The organism is Rhodococcus sp. 06-1474-1B (assembly GCF_002258885.1).
GTDB classification, from domain to species: domain Bacteria; phylum Actinomycetota; class Actinomycetes; order Mycobacteriales; family Mycobacteriaceae; genus Rhodococcoides; species Rhodococcoides fascians.
On sequence record NZ_NOYR01000034.1, the window covers coordinates 401651 to 418240 of the forward strand.

General features: G+C 65.9%; 13 protein-coding genes. 4 read left to right on the forward strand and 9 right to left on the reverse strand.

The features are described from left to right. Positions 1–47 precede the first annotated feature (47 nt). On the reverse strand, positions 48–1172 hold the full coding sequence (locus CH266_RS23720) for a DUF3068 domain-containing protein (protein ID WP_032369491.1): 1125 nt from the start codon (positions 1170–1172) through the stop codon (positions 48–50). 167 nt (positions 1173–1339) lie between these two features. Between CH266_RS23720 and CH266_RS23725 the strand changes: the two genes are divergently transcribed. Then, positions 1340–2485, forward strand: a complete 1146-nt coding sequence (locus CH266_RS23725) for an acyltransferase family protein (RefSeq protein ID WP_094716280.1) — start codon at positions 1340–1342, stop codon at positions 2483–2485. Here CH266_RS23725 and CH266_RS23730 read toward each other — a convergent pair. The 3 genes from CH266_RS23730 to CH266_RS23740 form a co-directional block, all read right to left on the reverse strand. Continuing rightward, entirely contained in the window at positions 2463–6752 is a 4290-nt protein-coding gene (locus CH266_RS23730; RefSeq protein WP_255176004.1) for an alpha-(1->3)-arabinofuranosyltransferase, read from the reverse strand. The genes CH266_RS23725 and CH266_RS23730 overlap by 23 nt on opposite strands. Next, positions 6733–6903, reverse strand: a complete 171-nt coding sequence (locus tag CH266_RS23735) for a DUF2613 domain-containing protein (RefSeq protein WP_072692026.1) — start codon at positions 6901–6903, stop codon at positions 6733–6735. Before CH266_RS23735 ends, CH266_RS23730 begins: the two co-directional genes overlap by 20 nt. A 103-nt stretch (positions 6904–7006) precedes the next feature. Next, a complete protein-coding gene (locus CH266_RS23740) occupies positions 7007–7474 on the reverse strand; it encodes a universal stress protein (RefSeq protein ID WP_027495380.1) in 468 nt (155 codons plus the stop codon). A gap of 154 nt (positions 7475–7628) precedes the next feature. Here CH266_RS23740 and CH266_RS23745 point away from each other — a divergent pair, with 154 nt between their 5' ends. After that, positions 7629–8804: a glycoside hydrolase family 3 N-terminal domain-containing protein gene (locus tag CH266_RS23745; RefSeq protein ID WP_094716282.1), complete on the forward strand. Its 1176-nt coding sequence runs from the start codon at positions 7629–7631 to the stop codon at positions 8802–8804. Positions 8805–8866: 62 nt separating this feature from the next. After that, positions 8867–9469 carry a TetR/AcrR family transcriptional regulator gene (locus tag CH266_RS23750; protein WP_027495382.1) on the forward strand — a complete coding sequence of 201 codons (603 nt, stop codon included), beginning with the start codon at positions 8867–8869 and terminating at the stop codon, positions 9467–9469. Positions 9470–9552: 83 nt separating this feature from the next. On the opposite strand, the gene CH266_RS23755 is transcribed toward CH266_RS23750, so the two are convergent. Next, positions 9553–10410, reverse strand: a complete 858-nt coding sequence (locus CH266_RS23755; RefSeq protein WP_032369490.1) for a MaoC/PaaZ C-terminal domain-containing protein — start codon at positions 10408–10410, stop codon at positions 9553–9555. Further along, positions 10407–11753 (reverse strand): 3-oxoacyl-ACP reductase, encoded by a 1347-nt coding sequence (locus CH266_RS23760; RefSeq protein ID WP_094716283.1) that lies wholly within the window; start codon positions 11751–11753, stop codon positions 10407–10409. The genes CH266_RS23755 and CH266_RS23760 overlap by 4 nt, the downstream gene beginning before the upstream one ends. Positions 11754–11892: 139 nt before the next feature. Between CH266_RS23760 and CH266_RS23765 the strand changes: the two genes are divergently transcribed. Further along, complete coding sequence (locus CH266_RS23765; RefSeq protein ID WP_032374814.1) at positions 11893–13191, forward strand: acetyl-CoA C-acetyltransferase; 1299 nt, start codon at positions 11893–11895, stop codon at positions 13189–13191. A gap of 149 nt (positions 13192–13340) precedes the next feature. Here CH266_RS23765 and CH266_RS23770 read toward each other — a convergent pair whose 3' ends face one another. Genes CH266_RS23770 through CH266_RS23780 form a run of 3 tightly spaced genes read right to left on the reverse strand, consistent with a single transcriptional unit; the run spans position 13341 to position 16580 of the window. Next, complete coding sequence (locus CH266_RS23770) at positions 13341–14660, reverse strand: ABC transporter substrate-binding protein (RefSeq protein WP_094716284.1); 1320 nt, start codon at positions 14658–14660, stop codon at positions 13341–13343. Beyond that, positions 14657–15700: a branched-chain amino acid ABC transporter permease gene (locus CH266_RS23775; RefSeq protein WP_032369486.1), complete on the reverse strand. Its 1044-nt coding sequence runs from the start codon at positions 15698–15700 to the stop codon at positions 14657–14659. The genes CH266_RS23770 and CH266_RS23775 overlap by 4 nt, the downstream gene beginning before the upstream one ends. Position 15701: 1 nt before the next feature. Further along, a complete protein-coding gene (locus CH266_RS23780) occupies positions 15702–16580 on the reverse strand; it encodes a branched-chain amino acid ABC transporter permease (protein ID WP_032374817.1) in 879 nt (292 codons plus the stop codon). Positions 16581–16590 lie beyond the last annotated feature (10 nt).

Below are 16590 nucleotides of genomic sequence, written 5' to 3' on the forward strand. Positions count from 1 at the left end.
CCACTGGCTATCTGGTCGTTCCGCAGGCTCCACTCCTGCGTAGGCACTTACTCCTTGGAGAGGTTCGTCCTCGGAATCTCTTCCGTGCGATCGGTCGTCCAGTCGCGGTTCGGTGCGGTGCCGCCACTGGGGGTCGGGCGAGGACCGGCGTCGGTGCGGGCCGGCTGACGGTGTCCACCGTTGCCGCCGCCGCGCAGCAGCAGAACGACTCCGGCGATCAGCGAGATGACACCGAGGATGCCGGCGACGATCGGAACGGTGCGGCCGAAGAGCGACAGCTTGTCCTGGCCGTCCTTCGCCTGCTGGATCTGGTACTCGACGGTGTTCTCGTCGAACGTGATCGGGGCCTTCAGCACGTCGACCTCGGGACGGCCTGCCTCACGGCCGTAGTACTGGTGGATCTGCTCTTCGCCCTTGACGACGACGCCGGTCTCGGGCTCGACCCACAGGGTGCGGGTGTTCTCGTACCAGCGGGTCATCGTCACCGGTGCGGTTCCACCTTCGACGCCCCAGGTGTCGGCGGGCAGCGTGACCTTGTTGGTCGGCAGGTTCACCACGGTCGACAAGTCGACCGGTCCGACGGTCTGCTGGTACTGGTACACCGGCGTGCCGTTGATCTCGGTTTCCTCGACGAAGTCGATGTCCTTCGAGGCGCGCGCGTTGACGTCGAAGTACGGGTAGCTCTTCTGCTCGGCGTTGAACGGGAACTTGTACTGCAGACCGGTGTGGGCCACTTCCTCGGCCGGCTTGTCGCCTGCCACCTGAATGGTGCCGATCGGGCTTTCGACGGGCATCGAGGTCTTGCGATCGATGGTCACGCGGTCGACCGTGGCGGTCAGCAGTCCGGTGTCGGCCTGCTTGTCGGTGCGGCGCAACGTCTGTCCGGCCTGAAGAGTCATGATGTCGGCGTCGGAGGGATCCTCGACGGTGACGAATCGCTGTGAGGTCAGCGGAACGTTCTGATCGACCACGGCGCGACCGGCTGCCAGCGACCGCGCGTCGAGGACGCTTCCGGTGCCGGTGGAGACGGTGGTGACCTCGAGGTCGAGCGGAGTCTTCTCGAGCGCCGAGACGGTGTAGGTGGGGATGAGGATGGCGGCAACCACCAGAAATGCGCCCAAGCCGATGAGGAAAAGGGCCAATATCCGGCTCGGCCCTGAGCGCTCCGCCATGCTGAATCTCCTTAGTCGACCGCTTCACTGGAAGACACCGCAGGCGGGATCGTACGAATTCCCCGATGCGCTGCCCGATTTCTTACGACACGTCGCAGGTGACAGTAACAGTCGACAGTGGCACCGGTCTCGTCCATGCCGGTTCGACACGGCACACTTGAGCCACCATGAGCACTCGAGTCCACTCGGCGTCCGTCGTACCGTTGCGTGCCTTCGTGCCCGCTCTGGAGGGGATGCGGGCAGTTGCCGCGCTCGGCATCGTCGTCACCCACGTCGCATTCCAGACCGGGGCCGCCAATTCCCCGCTGATGGGCCGAGTCTGGGGCCGGTTCGATCTCACGGTGGCGATCTTCTTCGCGCTGTCGGGATTTCTGCTGTGGTGCCCGCATGCCGCGCAGGCCCGCGGACTCACGCAGGCGCAGCCCACTCGCCGCTACTTCTGGTCACGCGCAGTGCGCATCCTGCCCGCCTACTGGGTGGTCACGGTGCTCGTCCTGCTGTTTCTGCCGCACGCAGGCGGGGACTATCGGGTGTGGCTGGCCAACCTGTCGCTGACCCAGGTGTTCGTACCATTGACGCTGACCGAGGGCATGACGCAGATGTGGTCACTGTCGGTGGAGGTGGCGTTCTATCTGTTGCTGCCGCTGTTCGCCTGGCTGATGATCCGGCTTCGGGGATCGTCGGCGAGGTACCGGGTGTGGGTTCTGCTCGCTGCGTCCGCGGTGACGCTTTCCTGGGCGTTCATTCCGATCGCGACACCGGAAGCCATCCATCACGACAACTGGTTGCCCGGCTACTTCCCGTGGTTCGCCGTCGGCATGGTGCTTGCCGAAGTATCGGTCGGTCCGCAGATGTGGGTGCATCGTTGGGCGCGTCGCACATGGGTGATGCCCGCGATCGCGGTGACGGCATTCGTTCTGTCGGCGACGCCGCTGGCGGGCCCACAAGGATTGGTGCGGCCCGAGCCGTGGCAGTTCGAGCTCAAGATCGTCTTCGGTGCCGTGCTGGCGTTCGCGATGCTCTCGCCGTTGGTGCTGGACGATTCCGGCCGCAGGCATCGGGTGTTCGAGCATCCGGTGATGCTGACCCTCGGCCGCTGGTCGTACGGGATCTTCATCTGGCACCTGGCCGTGCTCGCCGTCGTGTTCCCGGTGTTCGGCATCGTCCCCTTCTCCGGCGGCATGTGGTTCGTGCTGACGGTGACCCTGGCACTGTCGATTCCGGTCGCTGCCGCGAGCTATGCGCTGGTGGAAGAGCCGGCCCGGCGCAGGTTCGCGCCGAAGAAGGCGGTCACGGCTTCCGCATCGCGCTGACGGCCAACGCGACGATGCCGATCAACGAGGCCAGCTGCACCGCGTAGGACCCGCCCACATATCCGTCGGCCGACCGCCACGGCCCGAGTGAGAGCAGCGCTGCCCCCAGCAGAGCGAATCCACCTGCTGCGCACACCGATACGCGAGACGTGAGCTCCGACCCGTAACGGCGGTTCAGCAGCGCCGAGCCGACACCGAGAACCAGCACCGAGATCGCTCCGACGACGCCTGCCAGCACGATCGCCGCGCCGAGCAGCGCCGCGAACGCCACCGGAGTGCTACGCCAGGGCCTGGGCGCGGGGCCCGGATCGACGACGCCGCGAGGCCGTCGCAGCGCCGCGATCAGCAACGGAATCAACAGCAGTAGTCCGCCGAAGATCCCGAGTCGATACCAGCGGTCGGTGGTGAAATCCAACGACACCGTGCCCGACGCCCCGGCCGGGACGATCCAGGCCTGCTGCCAGCCGTCGACGACCACCGGAGTCAGTTCGGTCCCTCCAGGTGTCGTTGCCCGCCAGCCGCTGTTGTTGCTTTCGGGGATGACGAGCAGGCGATCCGAGGTGCTCGAGGTGAGGGTCACTTCGCGGTGATCGGGGCTCCATGCTGTGGTGCGCGCCGCCTGCGGTGCAGACGTGTCCGGCCACAACGCCGGAATGGGCATGGCGCGCAGTCGAAGCCCGTCGACGAAGAACGACGCTCCGGGCTCGACGACGATGTCCTGGCGTCCCTCGGGGAGCGACACGGGATTGACGAAGTTGTCGTTCACCGGGATGTCCGCATCGCAGACCGATGCGGGTAGAGCTGCGCCGGAACGGAATTGGTCTGCGGTCGCCGTCACCGAGGTGCGCACCGTCTGACCCGCGATGGACACCAGGGGCCCGTCGAAGCAGTCGACCGTGATCTGCCTGTCCCCGTCGTACGGCGGCCCGATCGGCTCACCGGCGGACAACGGGGTGACCTCGGCAAACCCGGGCGGTTGAGATTGGATGAAGCCCAACGAGTTTCGGTCGAGTACGCCGTCCCAGTCCACGATGGACAGCACGATCCTGTCGGTCACGTGCGGTGCCAACGCGAGTGTCGTCGAACCCTCGGTATCCACATCGCGCACCATCGGACCGTTGCCCAGATTCACTGCCACCCGCGTGGGGTGGGCAGGCAGCGCGCCGAGGCTGGGGCTCAGCTCGAGGCCGTCCACCAGTGTCGGAGCGGGCAATTGGATGGTGAGAGTGGGGTCGGTGCCGGCTCGATCGGTGATCGACTTCTCCGGTGCCGTCCACGACGTACGCGGGTCGCCGTCGGTGGCGGCGAAGGCCGAACCGTCGAGGTCCGCGACGTCGGACGCTCCGCTCGCCAGCGGTCGGCCGGGTTGAGCCAGCAGGGCCTCGAGCTCGGGGGACTGCCGCGTGCGCACCGTCAGCTCGGGGATCACCGCGGTACCCATCGGGACGTCGATCGTGCGCGAGAAGCGGCCCAGTTCCTCCGGCGACTTGGACAGTCCACTGCTGCACCGGATTCGATCGTCGGTGTCCAGGCAACCGGAGCGGCCCGGAAATTCTTGGCCCAGCTCCCACGCGTCGACGCTCGCGCCCGCGGGAGTGGGTGGCAGTACCGCGCGATGCACGATGGAGACCGGCTTCGGGTTGTCTCGATCGGAGTAGTCGTCCACCGACACCTCGCTGATGCCGAACTGACTGCCCCGGGTGCCGTCGACCGTCGACTTCGCGGTGATGCGCAGCCACGGAGTTTCACCACCGGGCAGCGACACCGTCATCGGGTCTCCCGGCTTGTCCACCCGGGCCGCCGTCGAGCCGTTCGGAGTGGTGACCTCGACCCACTTGACCGGGTCTCCGATCGTTCCCGGGCTGGTCCGCATGTGCAGCAACCCGCCGCGCACCGGAGTATCGAAATCGAGTTGAAGCCATTGCCCCACAGCGCGTTCGATGCCGTTGCTGATCCAACCGGTGGCCAGGTCACCGTCCACTGCGGCCGCGACCCCGCTGCCGGGCACACTGCCCCCGATCTGAGTCGCGTCCGACGCCGAACTCGATGCGGTCAACGTCGCGCCTTCCCACTCGGCGTCCACGGTCTGCGCCCCGTACACCGGATAATCGGGCACCTCGTTGAGCGAACGACGGGGCTCGTCGGCGGCCCGCAACGCGGAATTGTGATTGTCCACCTGACCGAAGTCGGTCTCGCGATTCATCGGTGTGTCGGTCACCGTCACCGAATCGACGGGCAGGCCCGCAGCAGCTGCATCCGACGCCAACAGCGTCGGCCCGGCCGGAACGGGCAGGCGAACACCGTTGTTGCGCAACTCGTTCGATCGCAGAATCGACTCGGGGCCGCCCTGCACCACCGGCACTCGATCCACATCGACCGTGTACGGACCGGAGGCAGGTACGTCCGCTGCGGCATCGACCGCGTAGATCTCTACGGCCGGATACGGAGGCCGTAGATCGCCGTCCAGAACCACCCCGTCCACCTGACCCGGTGCCACGTCCTCGCCGAACTCTGCCACCTTCTCGAGCCCCGGCGAACCGTCGAGCACGCGGTGGACGGACGCCGGTCGGGTGGACCGCGAGTCCTCCGGATCCAGGTCGTTGCGCACGACGACGTAGCTGATGCCCTGTCCCACAAGGGTGTCGGCCAAGCCGGTCGACGGCCTGCCGTCGGCGAAGAGTCGTTGCACCGAGTCGAGGGCGCGAATGGCACCGGGCGGCGTGAGCGGCACCGCATCTCGGACGGCCCAGGGCGTGGTCGCGAGAGCCTGCAACGGCTCGTCGCGCGTCAGGCCCCAGGTCTGCAGAGCGAACGGTGCGCCGGGCACGATCAGTGCACGCTGCGCGTCGGAACCGTCGGGACTCGAGCCGGAGGCATGGTCGGTGAGCCAGTCCGCGGCGTCGTGCCAGTACTGCGGCACGGCCTCGTACGCACCGCGCGGCGCGAGCTTGCCCGTCCACGCCAGCGCCGTCGAGAGCGTCAGCGCCACCAGGACCAGCGCGGTCACCGCCATCATCGGGTGCTTCTCGGGATGCGCGACGGCCGCTCGCCACGTCGGCCGTGGAACCGAACCCGGCAGTGGAACCCGAGCCAGCAGATGAGCGAGGCCGAGTACTAACGGGATTCGGATGACCGGCTCTAGTTTGTGAATGTTGCGCAGAGGTGCGCCCGCGGAATCGAGGAACACTCGCACGGTTGCCGCGAACGGACCGTCGAGATCGCCGACGAACCCCGCGCCCAGGCCGACGAGGCCGACGAACAACATGATCGTCAATCGGCCGCGGGCCGGCATCGAGCGCATCGCCAGACCCGCAATGCCTGCGGCCGCGATCAAGCCGGTCGCGATCACGGCAGCAGGCTGAGTCACCAGCACGGCGCCTGCCACCCGCTCGGGAGAGACGAACGGGGTCCAGCTGCCGGTACCGCGCAGCACCTCGGTCAGCGACGTCCACTGGGTCGTCGTGCCGGACGATTCGATGTAGTCGAGGAACGGCGGAGAGACCTTGCCCAGCAACAGCAGTGGGACGATCCACCACAGTGTCGCCAGCACCAGAAAGCCGGTCCACCAGGCCGCGAACACCAGCCAGCGGCGGTTCGGTCGATGGCACAGCAGCCAGATGACGGCCACCAGAACGGCGGCGGCCGTCGCGACGGCATTGACCGCGCCCATCAACGCCACAGCCAGCGCCGATTGTGCCGCCGCACGCCGAACCGTATTTGTTGCGGACCGACTGTTCAGGCAACGAACGATGGGAACGAGCACCCACGGCGCGAGCATCATCGGCATCGTCTCCGAGGAGATCGACGCCAGAGTGGTGATCACCCTGGGGGACAGCACGAATGCTGTCGCTGCGATCAGACGGGAAGTGCGACTGCCGACGCCGAGTGCCTCGGCGAGCCGGACGATTCCCCAGAAGCCGGCGACGAGTAGCAGCGCCCACCAGATGCGCTGCGTGATCCACGGTGGGATCGACAGCAGATCACCGCCGGCGAAGAACGCCCCGTGCGGGAAGAAGTAGCCGTAGGCCTGATTCTGCACCTGGCCCAGCGGAGCTGCGCTGTTCCACTGATGCGAGGCGCGTTCGAGAAATCCGAGAGGGTTCTGCGCCAGGTCGTACTTGGTATCGGCGACGGTGAAGCCCGGGACCTGCAGAACCGTGAGCAGGAATGCGAGAGCGGAGACTCCGAAGAGCCAAATCCGACCGAGCGGCTCGGCCGAGATCAACGATCCACGTGAGCGACCAGCGTCAGCGGCTGCCGTACTCAACCTGGTTCAGCAAGGACGAGTCGGCGTTTCCGGTGCGATCGATGTCCGGCCGAGAGTTGTCTGCTGCACCGGCGGTGACTCCGAATACGACCCCGGCACCCAGTACGGCTCCGACGACGGCGGCAATGACACCCGGGACAGCGAACTTCATCTCGGTTCTCCAGTCAGTCGGCTCAGTGAAGCAGTGGGCGAGGTTGTCCCCCACGCGGGCATCACGGTATCACCTGCACCCTGTGAACCGGCCGGTGGACGCGTTACTTTCCGGGAGGAACGATCAGCACGGGTCGATGACTGTGCCGCAGCACGTGCTCGGCCACCGAGCTCTGCAGTAGGGCCCGCAGCCCCGTGGTGCCCCTGGTGCCGGTGACGATGATGTCGACGTTCATCTCGTCGGCCTTCTCCACGATCGCGCTCCAGATGGCGGTGGTGCATTCGGTGCACTGACCTTCCACCTTCAGGCCTGCGGCCTCGGCCAGGGCGACACCCTCGCTGTTGGTCACCTTCGCGTCGGTGAGAGCGACGTCCTCGGCCTCGTCGTCCGGCACCCACTCGGGCTGCATGACGCCCGACAGACCTGACATCCGCGCTGCTTGACGCACCATCGGTTCCCAGGCCGTGACGACGATCGCGCGAGAGGTGGTGAGAAACCGTCCCGCATAGTCGATGGCTCGTTTGGCGTTGTCGGAACCGTCGTAGGCAATGAGTATGAGGTCAGCAGTCATGGTGGTGATTCTCCTCATGTCGCTTTCGTCCAGATTACCCCGCCCCCGCCCCGGATCAATGTGGGTTTCAGTCGCTCGGAGTGCAACAAAGTCGCATTGATCCCAACCGGAGGGCGGTCAGCAACACGCAACTTCTCGGCTACCGTCGTATTCCATGCGACTTCGGTTTTCGGTTCGGTCCGCTGCAGCAGTGACGGTCGGGGTGGGGTTGCTCGTCTCGTGTTCCAGTGAATCGTCGCAGGTGGCCTCGACGCGGTCGGCTCCGTCCTCGACGACGACCGCTCCGCAGACGACGGTCCCGCAGTCGACGCCTCCGCCGGCCGACGCGTGTGTCACCTTCGTCGACGGTCTGACCGAGCGGCAACGTCTCGCTCAATTGCTCACCGTGGGCGTCACCGGAACGCAGGACGCGGTTCGGATCATGTCCACCGAGCAGGTGGGCGGGATCTTCGTCGGCAGCTGGACCGACGAGTCGATGCTCGGTAACCGTGAGGTTCCGCAGGTGCTCGACGCGTCCGCGGTGGCACCGATGGTGACGATCGACGAAGAAGGCGGACGCGTGTCGCGGGTTGCCGATCTGTTGGGTGCGGCACCGTCGGCGCGGGAACTGGCGCAGACGATGTCGGTGGACGAGGCGTATCAGGAGGCCTTGACGCGAGGCCGGGGACTGAAGGATCTCGGCGTCACCGTCGATTTCGCGCCGGTCGTCGACGTCAGTGCTCAGCCCGATGATTCGGTCATCGGCGACCGCTCGTTCTCCGACGATCCGCAGGTCGTCATCGAGTACGCGGGGGCGTACGCGAAGGGGTTGAAGGATGCGGGTGTCGAGCCGGTCATCAAGCACTTTCCCGGGCACGGCTCGGGTTCGGGCGATTCACACACCGGTGCCGTCACCACGCCGCCGCTCGACGAGCTGAAAGCCAAGGATCTGCTGCCGTTCGCCGCGCTCGACACCACCGGAGTGGGCGTCATGGTCGGCCACCTCGACGTGCCAGGACTGACCGACCCCGGTGTTCCCGCCAGCATCAGCCCTGCGGCCATGGCGTTGCTGCGTGACGGCGTCGGATACGGAGCGAAGCCCTTCGACGGCCCGATCTTCACCGACGACCTCAGTGGCATGGCGGCGATCACGGCCCGGCTCGGGATCGTCGACGCGGTCGAGTCGGCGTTGGTCGCCGGAGCCGATGTGACGTTGTGGCTGACCACCGATCAGGTGCCGGCGGTGTTGGACAATCTGGAGGACGCAGTGGCGACGGGACGCCTTCCCGCAGCCCAGGTGGACGAGGCGGCGGCGACGGTTGCTCGGTTCAAAGGGGCGTGCGGAGCCTGATCGGTCGTCGCTCGACCTTACTGTGGAGTAACGTCTAGTGCTTCGTACGTATTGGAGGATCCATGGCTGGCGGCACCAAGAGACTGCCCCGCGCCGTCCGCGAGCAGCAGATGCTCGACGCGGCAGTGGATGTGTTCTCCGACAACGGGTTTCATGAGACTTCGATGGATTCGATCGCCAAGAAGGCGGCCATCTCCAAGCCGATGCTCTATCTGTACTACGGCTCGAAGGACGAGCTGTTCGCTGCGTGCATCCATCGTGAGGGCCTCAAGTTCGTCGAGGCCCTGACGCCCGCTGCAGACCCGACCCTGACGCCGCGCGAACAACTGCGCCGTGCGCTGGTCGGTTTCCTCGGCTTCGTCGGCGAGAACCGAAAGTCGTGGATGGTGCTCTACCGCCAGGCGATCGGTCAGCAGGCTTTCGCCTCGCAGGTGCAGAGCAGCCGAGACCGGTTGATCGAGCTGACCGCAGGTCTGCTGGCGATGAGTACCCGAGACCCGGAACAGTCACAGAACTTCGGGCTGATGGCCGTGGCGCTGGTCGGGGCCGGTGAGGCTGTGGCCGACCGCGTGGCAGGCGGAGAAATCGAGGTCGACGCCGCAGCGGACCTCCTGGAAAACCTGGCGTGGCGCGGACTCGCCGGCAAGAAAACTGCCACTACCTAGCTGGCCGCCACCTACACAGCCGAACTCGAAGTTATGGACGGAAATCCGAGGAAATCCGTCCATAACTTCGAGTTCGAGCTAACTCAGCGCAGGGTGCCCGTCAGATGCGGGTAGCCCTTCTTCGGGTTCTTCAGTGACAGGTCCCAGCCGGTACCGACGGCATCGGCGTAGGCATTGATCGTCGCGGGCAGGATGATCGGCTTGCCGAATCGGATGCTGTACTTCACGGCCTCCGGGATGCGGCCTTCGACCGTCTGCAGTACCGCTGCAGCACTCCACATTCCGTGTGCGATGGTCTTAGGGAAGCCGAAAGCCTTTGCACCGAGCGAGGATACGTGGATCGGGTTGCGGTCTCCGGAGATGGCCGCGTACCGGCTGATGATCCGCTGATCGACGCGCAGGGTGCGGGTCGGGGGCGGCGGTACCTCGTCTGCAGGCGGTGTTTCACGGGGTCCACCCGAGAGCGAGGTCTTCTGCAGGCTCAGGAAGCTCGAGGTCTGCTTCCAGACCAGTTCGCGTCCCACCTTGACCTCGCTGATCAGGTCGACCAGCAAGCCCTTGCGGTGCTCGCGCAGATTCTCCGCGTGCACTCGGATGTCCAGCGGCTCCGATGCCGAGATGCCGCGGAACTGCTCGATGACGTTCTCGGCGTGCACCGAACCGATGGCGGCGAACGGAAAGCCCTTGGACACCATCAGTTTCATGACTGTCGGGAACACGAGCGTGAACGGGTAGGTGATCGGGAGCTGATCGCCGAATCGTAGCCCCGTCGCGCGGCAGTAGCCGGCCAGGTTGTCCTGGTCCACTCGCAGGCCCTTGAGCTCGAACACGGTGCTGGGCACCGTCTTCGACTTGGATCCGAGGAAGGGCAAGGCGCCCAGTGCAGCCGAGGTGTAGATCTGCGATGTCTTCGGCTGCTCGGTGAGCGTGACGGTGCTCATGCGCCGAGGAGGCTCTGGCCGCACACGCGCACGACCTGCCCGGTGACGGCGTTGGATGCGGGAGAAGCGAAGTAGGAGACCAACTCCGCGACGTCGACGGTCTCGCCGCCCTGCAGCAGCGAGCTCATGCGCCGTCCGGCCTCGCGGGTGGCGAACGGGATGGCCGCCGTCATCGCGGTTTCGATGAAGCCGGGAGCAACCGCGTTGATGGTGATGTTCTTCTTCGCGAGCACCGGTGCGGATGCATGCACCAGGCCGATGACGCCGGCCTTGGAGGTGCCGTAATTGGTCTGGCCGCGGTTGCCCGCGATACCGGCGATGGAGGAGACGTCGACGACGCGTCCGCCGTCCTTGAGCGCGCCCGAGGCCACCAGCTCGTCGGTGATGCGCTGCGGCGCAGCAAGATTGACGCCGATGACGGAGTTCCAGCGGGCGTCGTCCATGTTCGCGAGGGTCTTGTCGCGGGTGATGCCGGCGTTGTGCACGATGATGTCGGCACCGCCGTGGCGCTCGAGCAGGTGCTTCGAGAGGACCTGGCCGGCGTCGGGCGAGGTGACGTCGAGGGCCAGCGAGGTGCCGCCGACCTTGTTGGCCGTCTGCGAGAGTGCTTCTCCCGCTGCGGGAATGTCCGCGGCGATGACGGTGGCTCCGTCACGGGCGAGAACCTCGGCGATGGTGGCTCCGATGCCGCGGGCCGCTCCGGTGACGACGGCGACCTTGCCGGCGAGCGGCTTGTCCCACGAGGCCGGTGCCTGCGAGTCGGCGTCGCCGACGACGATGACCTGGCCGTCGACGAAGGCGGACTTGGCCGACAGCAGGAAGCGCAGGGTGGATTCGAGGCCGGAGAGTCCGGTCGACGCGTTGGGGGAGATGTAGACGAGCTGAGCCGTCGCGCCGCGCTTGACCTCTTTGCCGACGCTGCGGGTGAAGCCTTCGAGGGCGCGCTGGGCGATGTGCTCGTCGACGCTCGACGTTTCTTCGGGGGTGGTGCCGATGACGACGACGCGAGCCGAGGGTGCCAGGTTGCGGATGACCGGCTGGAAGAACTCGAAGAGCTGCTCGAGCTCGGCGACGTTACCGATGCCGGTGGCGTCGAACACCAATCCGCCGTGCTTGTCGTCGTGGGGCTGCGACTGCGGGTAGTCCGAGAGCAGCTCGCGCAGGGGCTCGACGAGGCGGCCGCTGCCACCGATCAGGACCGGTCCGGCCAGTGGCGGCTCGCCTGCCTTGTAGCGGCGCAGCTTCTCGGGCTGCGGCAGGCCGGCCTGCTTGGCGATGAAGGCTCCCGGCGCGGACGCGAGGAACGTTGAGTAGAGATCTGGGGCTCCCTTGGAGGCTGCCACTGTCGTACCTTTCATTCAGCGCTGCTCGCTCTGAGGGCGAGGCGCACGACCGGGTGTCGACAACCAACTTACTCGCCAGTAAGATGAAACTCCACCAGGGCCATTCCCCACATGCTGGGGACGATGTTTGGAGACGTCAGTGACAAGCAAGCAGCTACGACCGGTCGCAATCGTCGGTGGCAACCGCATTCCGTTCGCGCGTTCGGACAAGAAGTACGCGCTGGCGTCCAACCAGGACATGCTCACCGCCACAATCGACGGTCTCGTCGCCCGTTTCGGTCTGCAGGGCGAGCGTCTCGGCCTCGTCGCAGCCGGTGCCGTGCTCAAGCACTCCCGGGACTTCAACCTCACCCGTGAGGTCGTGCTCGGCAGCGCGCTGAGCCCGTACACCCCGGCCTTCGACATCCAGCAGGCCTGCGGTACCGGTCTGCAGTCGATCATCGCCGTCGGCGACGCCATCGCCTCGGGCCGGATCGACGCCGGTATCGGCGGCGGCGTGGACACGACGTCCGACGCTCCGATCGGCGTCAACGACGAACTGCGCGAGTTCCTGCTCTCGCTGAACCGGGCGAAGAGCACCACCGCGCGCCTCAAGCTGCTCGGCAACGTCCGTCCCGGCATGCTCGGCATCGAGATCCCCCGCAACGGTGAGCCGCGTACCGGCCTGTCGATGGGTGATCACGCCGCCATCACCGCGAAGGAATTCGGTATCCGCCGCGAGGACCAGGACGAACTGGCCGCAGCGAGCCACCACAACATGGCGGCCGCATACGACCGTGGATTCTTCGACGACCTGGTGACGCCGTTCCTCGGCCTCACGCGCGACGACAACCTGCGTCCGGGCTCGACCGTCGAGAAGCTGGCCACCCTCAAGCCGGTCTTCGGAACCAAGCTGGGCGACGCCACCATGACGGCCGGCAACTCGACTCCGCTCACCGACGGTGCGTCGGCTGCGCTGCTGTCGAGCGACGAATGGGCTGCCGAGCGCAACCTGCCGGTGCTGGCGCACCTCGTCGATTCCGAGACTGCAGCGGTCGATTACATCCACGGCAACGGATCGTTCAAGGACGGCCTGTTGATGGCCCCGACATACGCGATTCCGCGTCTGCTCGCCCGCAACGGTCTGACGCTGCAGGACTTCGACTACTACGAGATCCACGAGGCGTTCGCTTCGGTGGTGCTCGCGACGCTGCAGGCGTTCGAGAGCGACGCGTACTGCAAGGAGCGTCTGGGACTCGACGGTGCGCTCGGTTCCATCGACCGCAGCAAGCTCAACGTCAACGGATCCTCGCTCGCCGCGGGCCACCCGTTCGCCGCAACCGGTGGACGCATCGTCGCATCGCTGGCGAAGATGCTGGCCGAAAAGGGTTCGGGCCGCGGCCTGATCTCGATCTGCGCGGCCGGTGGCCAGGGCGTCACCGCCATCATCGAGCGCTGATCACCGCAGCTTCGGCTGCTCCCCGATACGGGGACACGATCTGGGGGTCACAGGGTCGGCGGATCCGGCAAACGAGGGGTTTTCGGATCTGCTGATCACAACGTCGAAAAGGCACGCAGAGCTCGCTCTGCGTGCCTTTTCGTGTCCGATCAGCCGGGTATGCCGCTCTCCGGCGGAGTCGATTCGTCCCCGGTGTATTCCTCCACTGCCGAGTCTCCGATGTCGGTCTGCAACACGGGAGTCAGGTACTCGGGTACACCTCCGCGGATCTGGAAGACACTGGCTCCGGAGATTCCGAGGTGACTTTCTTCGGAGTATCGGAACGGTGCCAGCTGCGGGCCCTGGAAGTCCATTCCGCCGTCCTGGATCGCGGAGACGATGCCCTCACGGGTGGGATTCTCGCCGGCCGCCTGAAGAGCCTGCACGAACGCGTACGCCTGGCTGAGTCCGTAGATGCGGTAGTTGGTCAGTGGGTCGCCTGTTCCGTTCTGAGCCCAGACCTTCTGCCACAGTTGCGTCCACGGATTCTCGGGGGAGTCGACGCCGGGGATGTATTCGAGCGAAATCATGCCTTCGAGGGACTGAGCACCGTTGGTGACCGCGCCCTGGGAGAAGCGTCCGAGCAGAGAGCCGACCAGGTCGACGTCGGAGCCGATCGAACTGTAGAACCACTCGGGATCGTAGTTGAGCCGCATCGCGGTCAGTTGGCTCAGTGCGGTGTACGACGGGACGTTGAAGCCGAGCACGAGGTCGGCTCCGGCACCCTGCAGGGCGGCGATCTGTGGTGCGACATCGGTGTTACCGGAGGTATAGCGCACGACCTCGACGATCTGGTCGTCCAGGTATTGGCGTACCGCGGCTTCGCTGTCCCTGCCGAGATCGTCGTCCTGGAGGAACAGCCCGACCTTGGCGTCGGGCCGGTTCTTCGTCACCCAGTCGCCGATGATCTTGCCCTCGACCTGGTAGTCGGGCTGCCAGCCGAAGGTATTCGGGTACTTCTCCGGGTCGTTGCCCCACATGATCGCGCCGGAGGAGACGAAAAGATCCGGCACACCCTCCTCGTTCAGGAAGTCGATGACTGCGCTGTGCGTCGCCGTGCCGAGTCCACCGACGACGGCGAACACTTCGTCCTGGAGGACGAGTTCGTTGACGACCTGGGTGGTGGTCGTCGGATCGTAGGAGTCGTCACGAACGACGTACTCGATCTGCCTGCCGTTGACGCCGCCCGCGGCATTGACGTAGTCGAAGTAAGCCTGTGCGCCCGTGGGTATTTCGCTGTACCCGGGTGCGGCGACCCCGGTCAGGGGGAAGTGGGCTCCGATCTTCACCGAGGTGTCGGTGATGCCGATCGTCGAGCCTTCCGAGGATTCTGTTGCCTCGTCTCTACCGCCTGCACCGCACGCTGCGGCCAACGAGACGACGGCGACGAGTGCGGTCGTTCTGACCGCCACCGATCCGAACTTCTTCATTTCATCTCTTTTCTGGTTGAACGCAACCTTCGAAACGTGCCCACCAGACCCAGTGGGGCGAACAGGATGACCAGGACGGTGAAGATGCCGGTCACCAGTGGTGCGAGTTCGGCGGATTGCAGACTGCTCAGCCCCAGATCGAGTCCGAGGTTGGTGACCACCGGTGGGATGTAGGTGAGCAGCAGCGCCCCGATCAGTGCCCCGGACAGAGTGCCGAGCCCGCCGATGACGACGGCGGAGAGCAATGTCAGGGAGAGCGTCAGCGTGAACCCGCTCGGGGCCGCGATCCGCGCCGACATCGCGAGGACGGCACCTCCGGCACCCGCACATGCGGCGCTGACGACGAACGCCAGGATGCGTGCCCGCCCGAGGTCGATCCCGGACAGCTCGGCGGCTACTTCGTCGTCCCGAACGGCCCGCCAGCGACGGCCGATCCGGCTCGACGAGACGTTCGCCAGCAGGAAGAACACGACGACGAGCAGCACCCAGCTGACGTAGGCGACGAATTTGGTTCCGCTGAGCTCGTTTCCGGTGACGAAGAACATCATGTCGTCGATCAGGTCCGGCACTTTCGGAGCCGGGACGACGAGACCCTGTTCACCGCCGAGGTAGTCCGAGAAGTACAGGGCCAGTCCCGGTACGGCGACGGCCAGCGCCAGCGTCGCGCCGGCCAGGTACGGGCCGTGCAGTCGGGCGGCGGCCACTCCCACGACCACGCCCACCAGGGCAGAGATCACGGTGGCGGCCAGCAGTACGAGGGGCACCGACCATCCGGAATCGTTGGCCCGCAGCATCAATGCCGCGGTGTACGCACCGACGGCCATGAACGCACCGTGCCCGAGTGAGAGCTGCCCGCTCAGACCGGTCAGCACGGTCAATCCGCCGGCTGCGATCGCCAGGTACGCGACCGAGGTCAGCTGACTCTGACGGAAGGTGCTCAGTGATTCGAGCGCCAACACGATGACGACGAGTCCGATGACAGCGCAGAGGAAGTGGCGTCGTACCGGGGTGGCCGTGATTCGAGTGAGAGTTGCGTTCACGTCATACCCTCCTGGCTGCTGCGCTGGCGAACAACCCGCTCGGGCGGACGAGGAGAACGACGATCAGAATGATCAACGCCGCGCTCGACACGAGGTCCTGGCCGAGGTAGCCGCTGACGAAACTGAGCCCGACTCCCATCAGCAGGCCTCCGACCACTGCGCCTGCCGGGCTGTCGAGACCGCCGAGAACGGCTGCGACGAAACCGAAGACGACGATCGAGTCCATGTACCCGGGGTGCACCAGCGAGCCACCGGCAATGAGCAGCCCGGCCAGCGATCCGACGACTGCGGCCAAAGCCCAACCGAGCGTGAGCATTCGACTCACCCGGACTCCGAGCAGCTTGGCCACCTCCTGCTCGAATGCGCTGGCGCGCATCTTCAGTCCCAGATCGGTGAACCGGAACAGCAGAATCAGCAAGCCCAGGACCACGAGAACGGCGACGATCTTGAACACGTCGTATCCGGTCAGGGCCACGTTGATCTCCCCGACCTTCTGGCCGGTGAGACCGAACGGTGCTGGGAACGAACGAAATTGGTTCCCGAAGATGATGGCCGCAACCGCGTGGATGATGATGAACAACCCGAGCGTCAGAATCACCGGGTTGATGTGCGAGGAGCTGTCGACGAACCGAATGACGAGTCGTTCGATCAACGCTCCCAACAGCAGTCCGCTGAGCAGCGCGACTCCGAAGCCCAACCAGTACGAGTAACCGGCGTCGATGACGACCAATGCGACGTACGTGGTGATCATGGCCATCGGTGCCTGGGCGAAGTTGACGATGCGGGTCGATCGCCAGATGAGGACGAGAGCGAGGGCGAACGCGGCATAGACCATGCCTGTCGTCACGCCGTTGATGAGGATGGTGAGCAGTTGTTGCACTGTGGCTGGC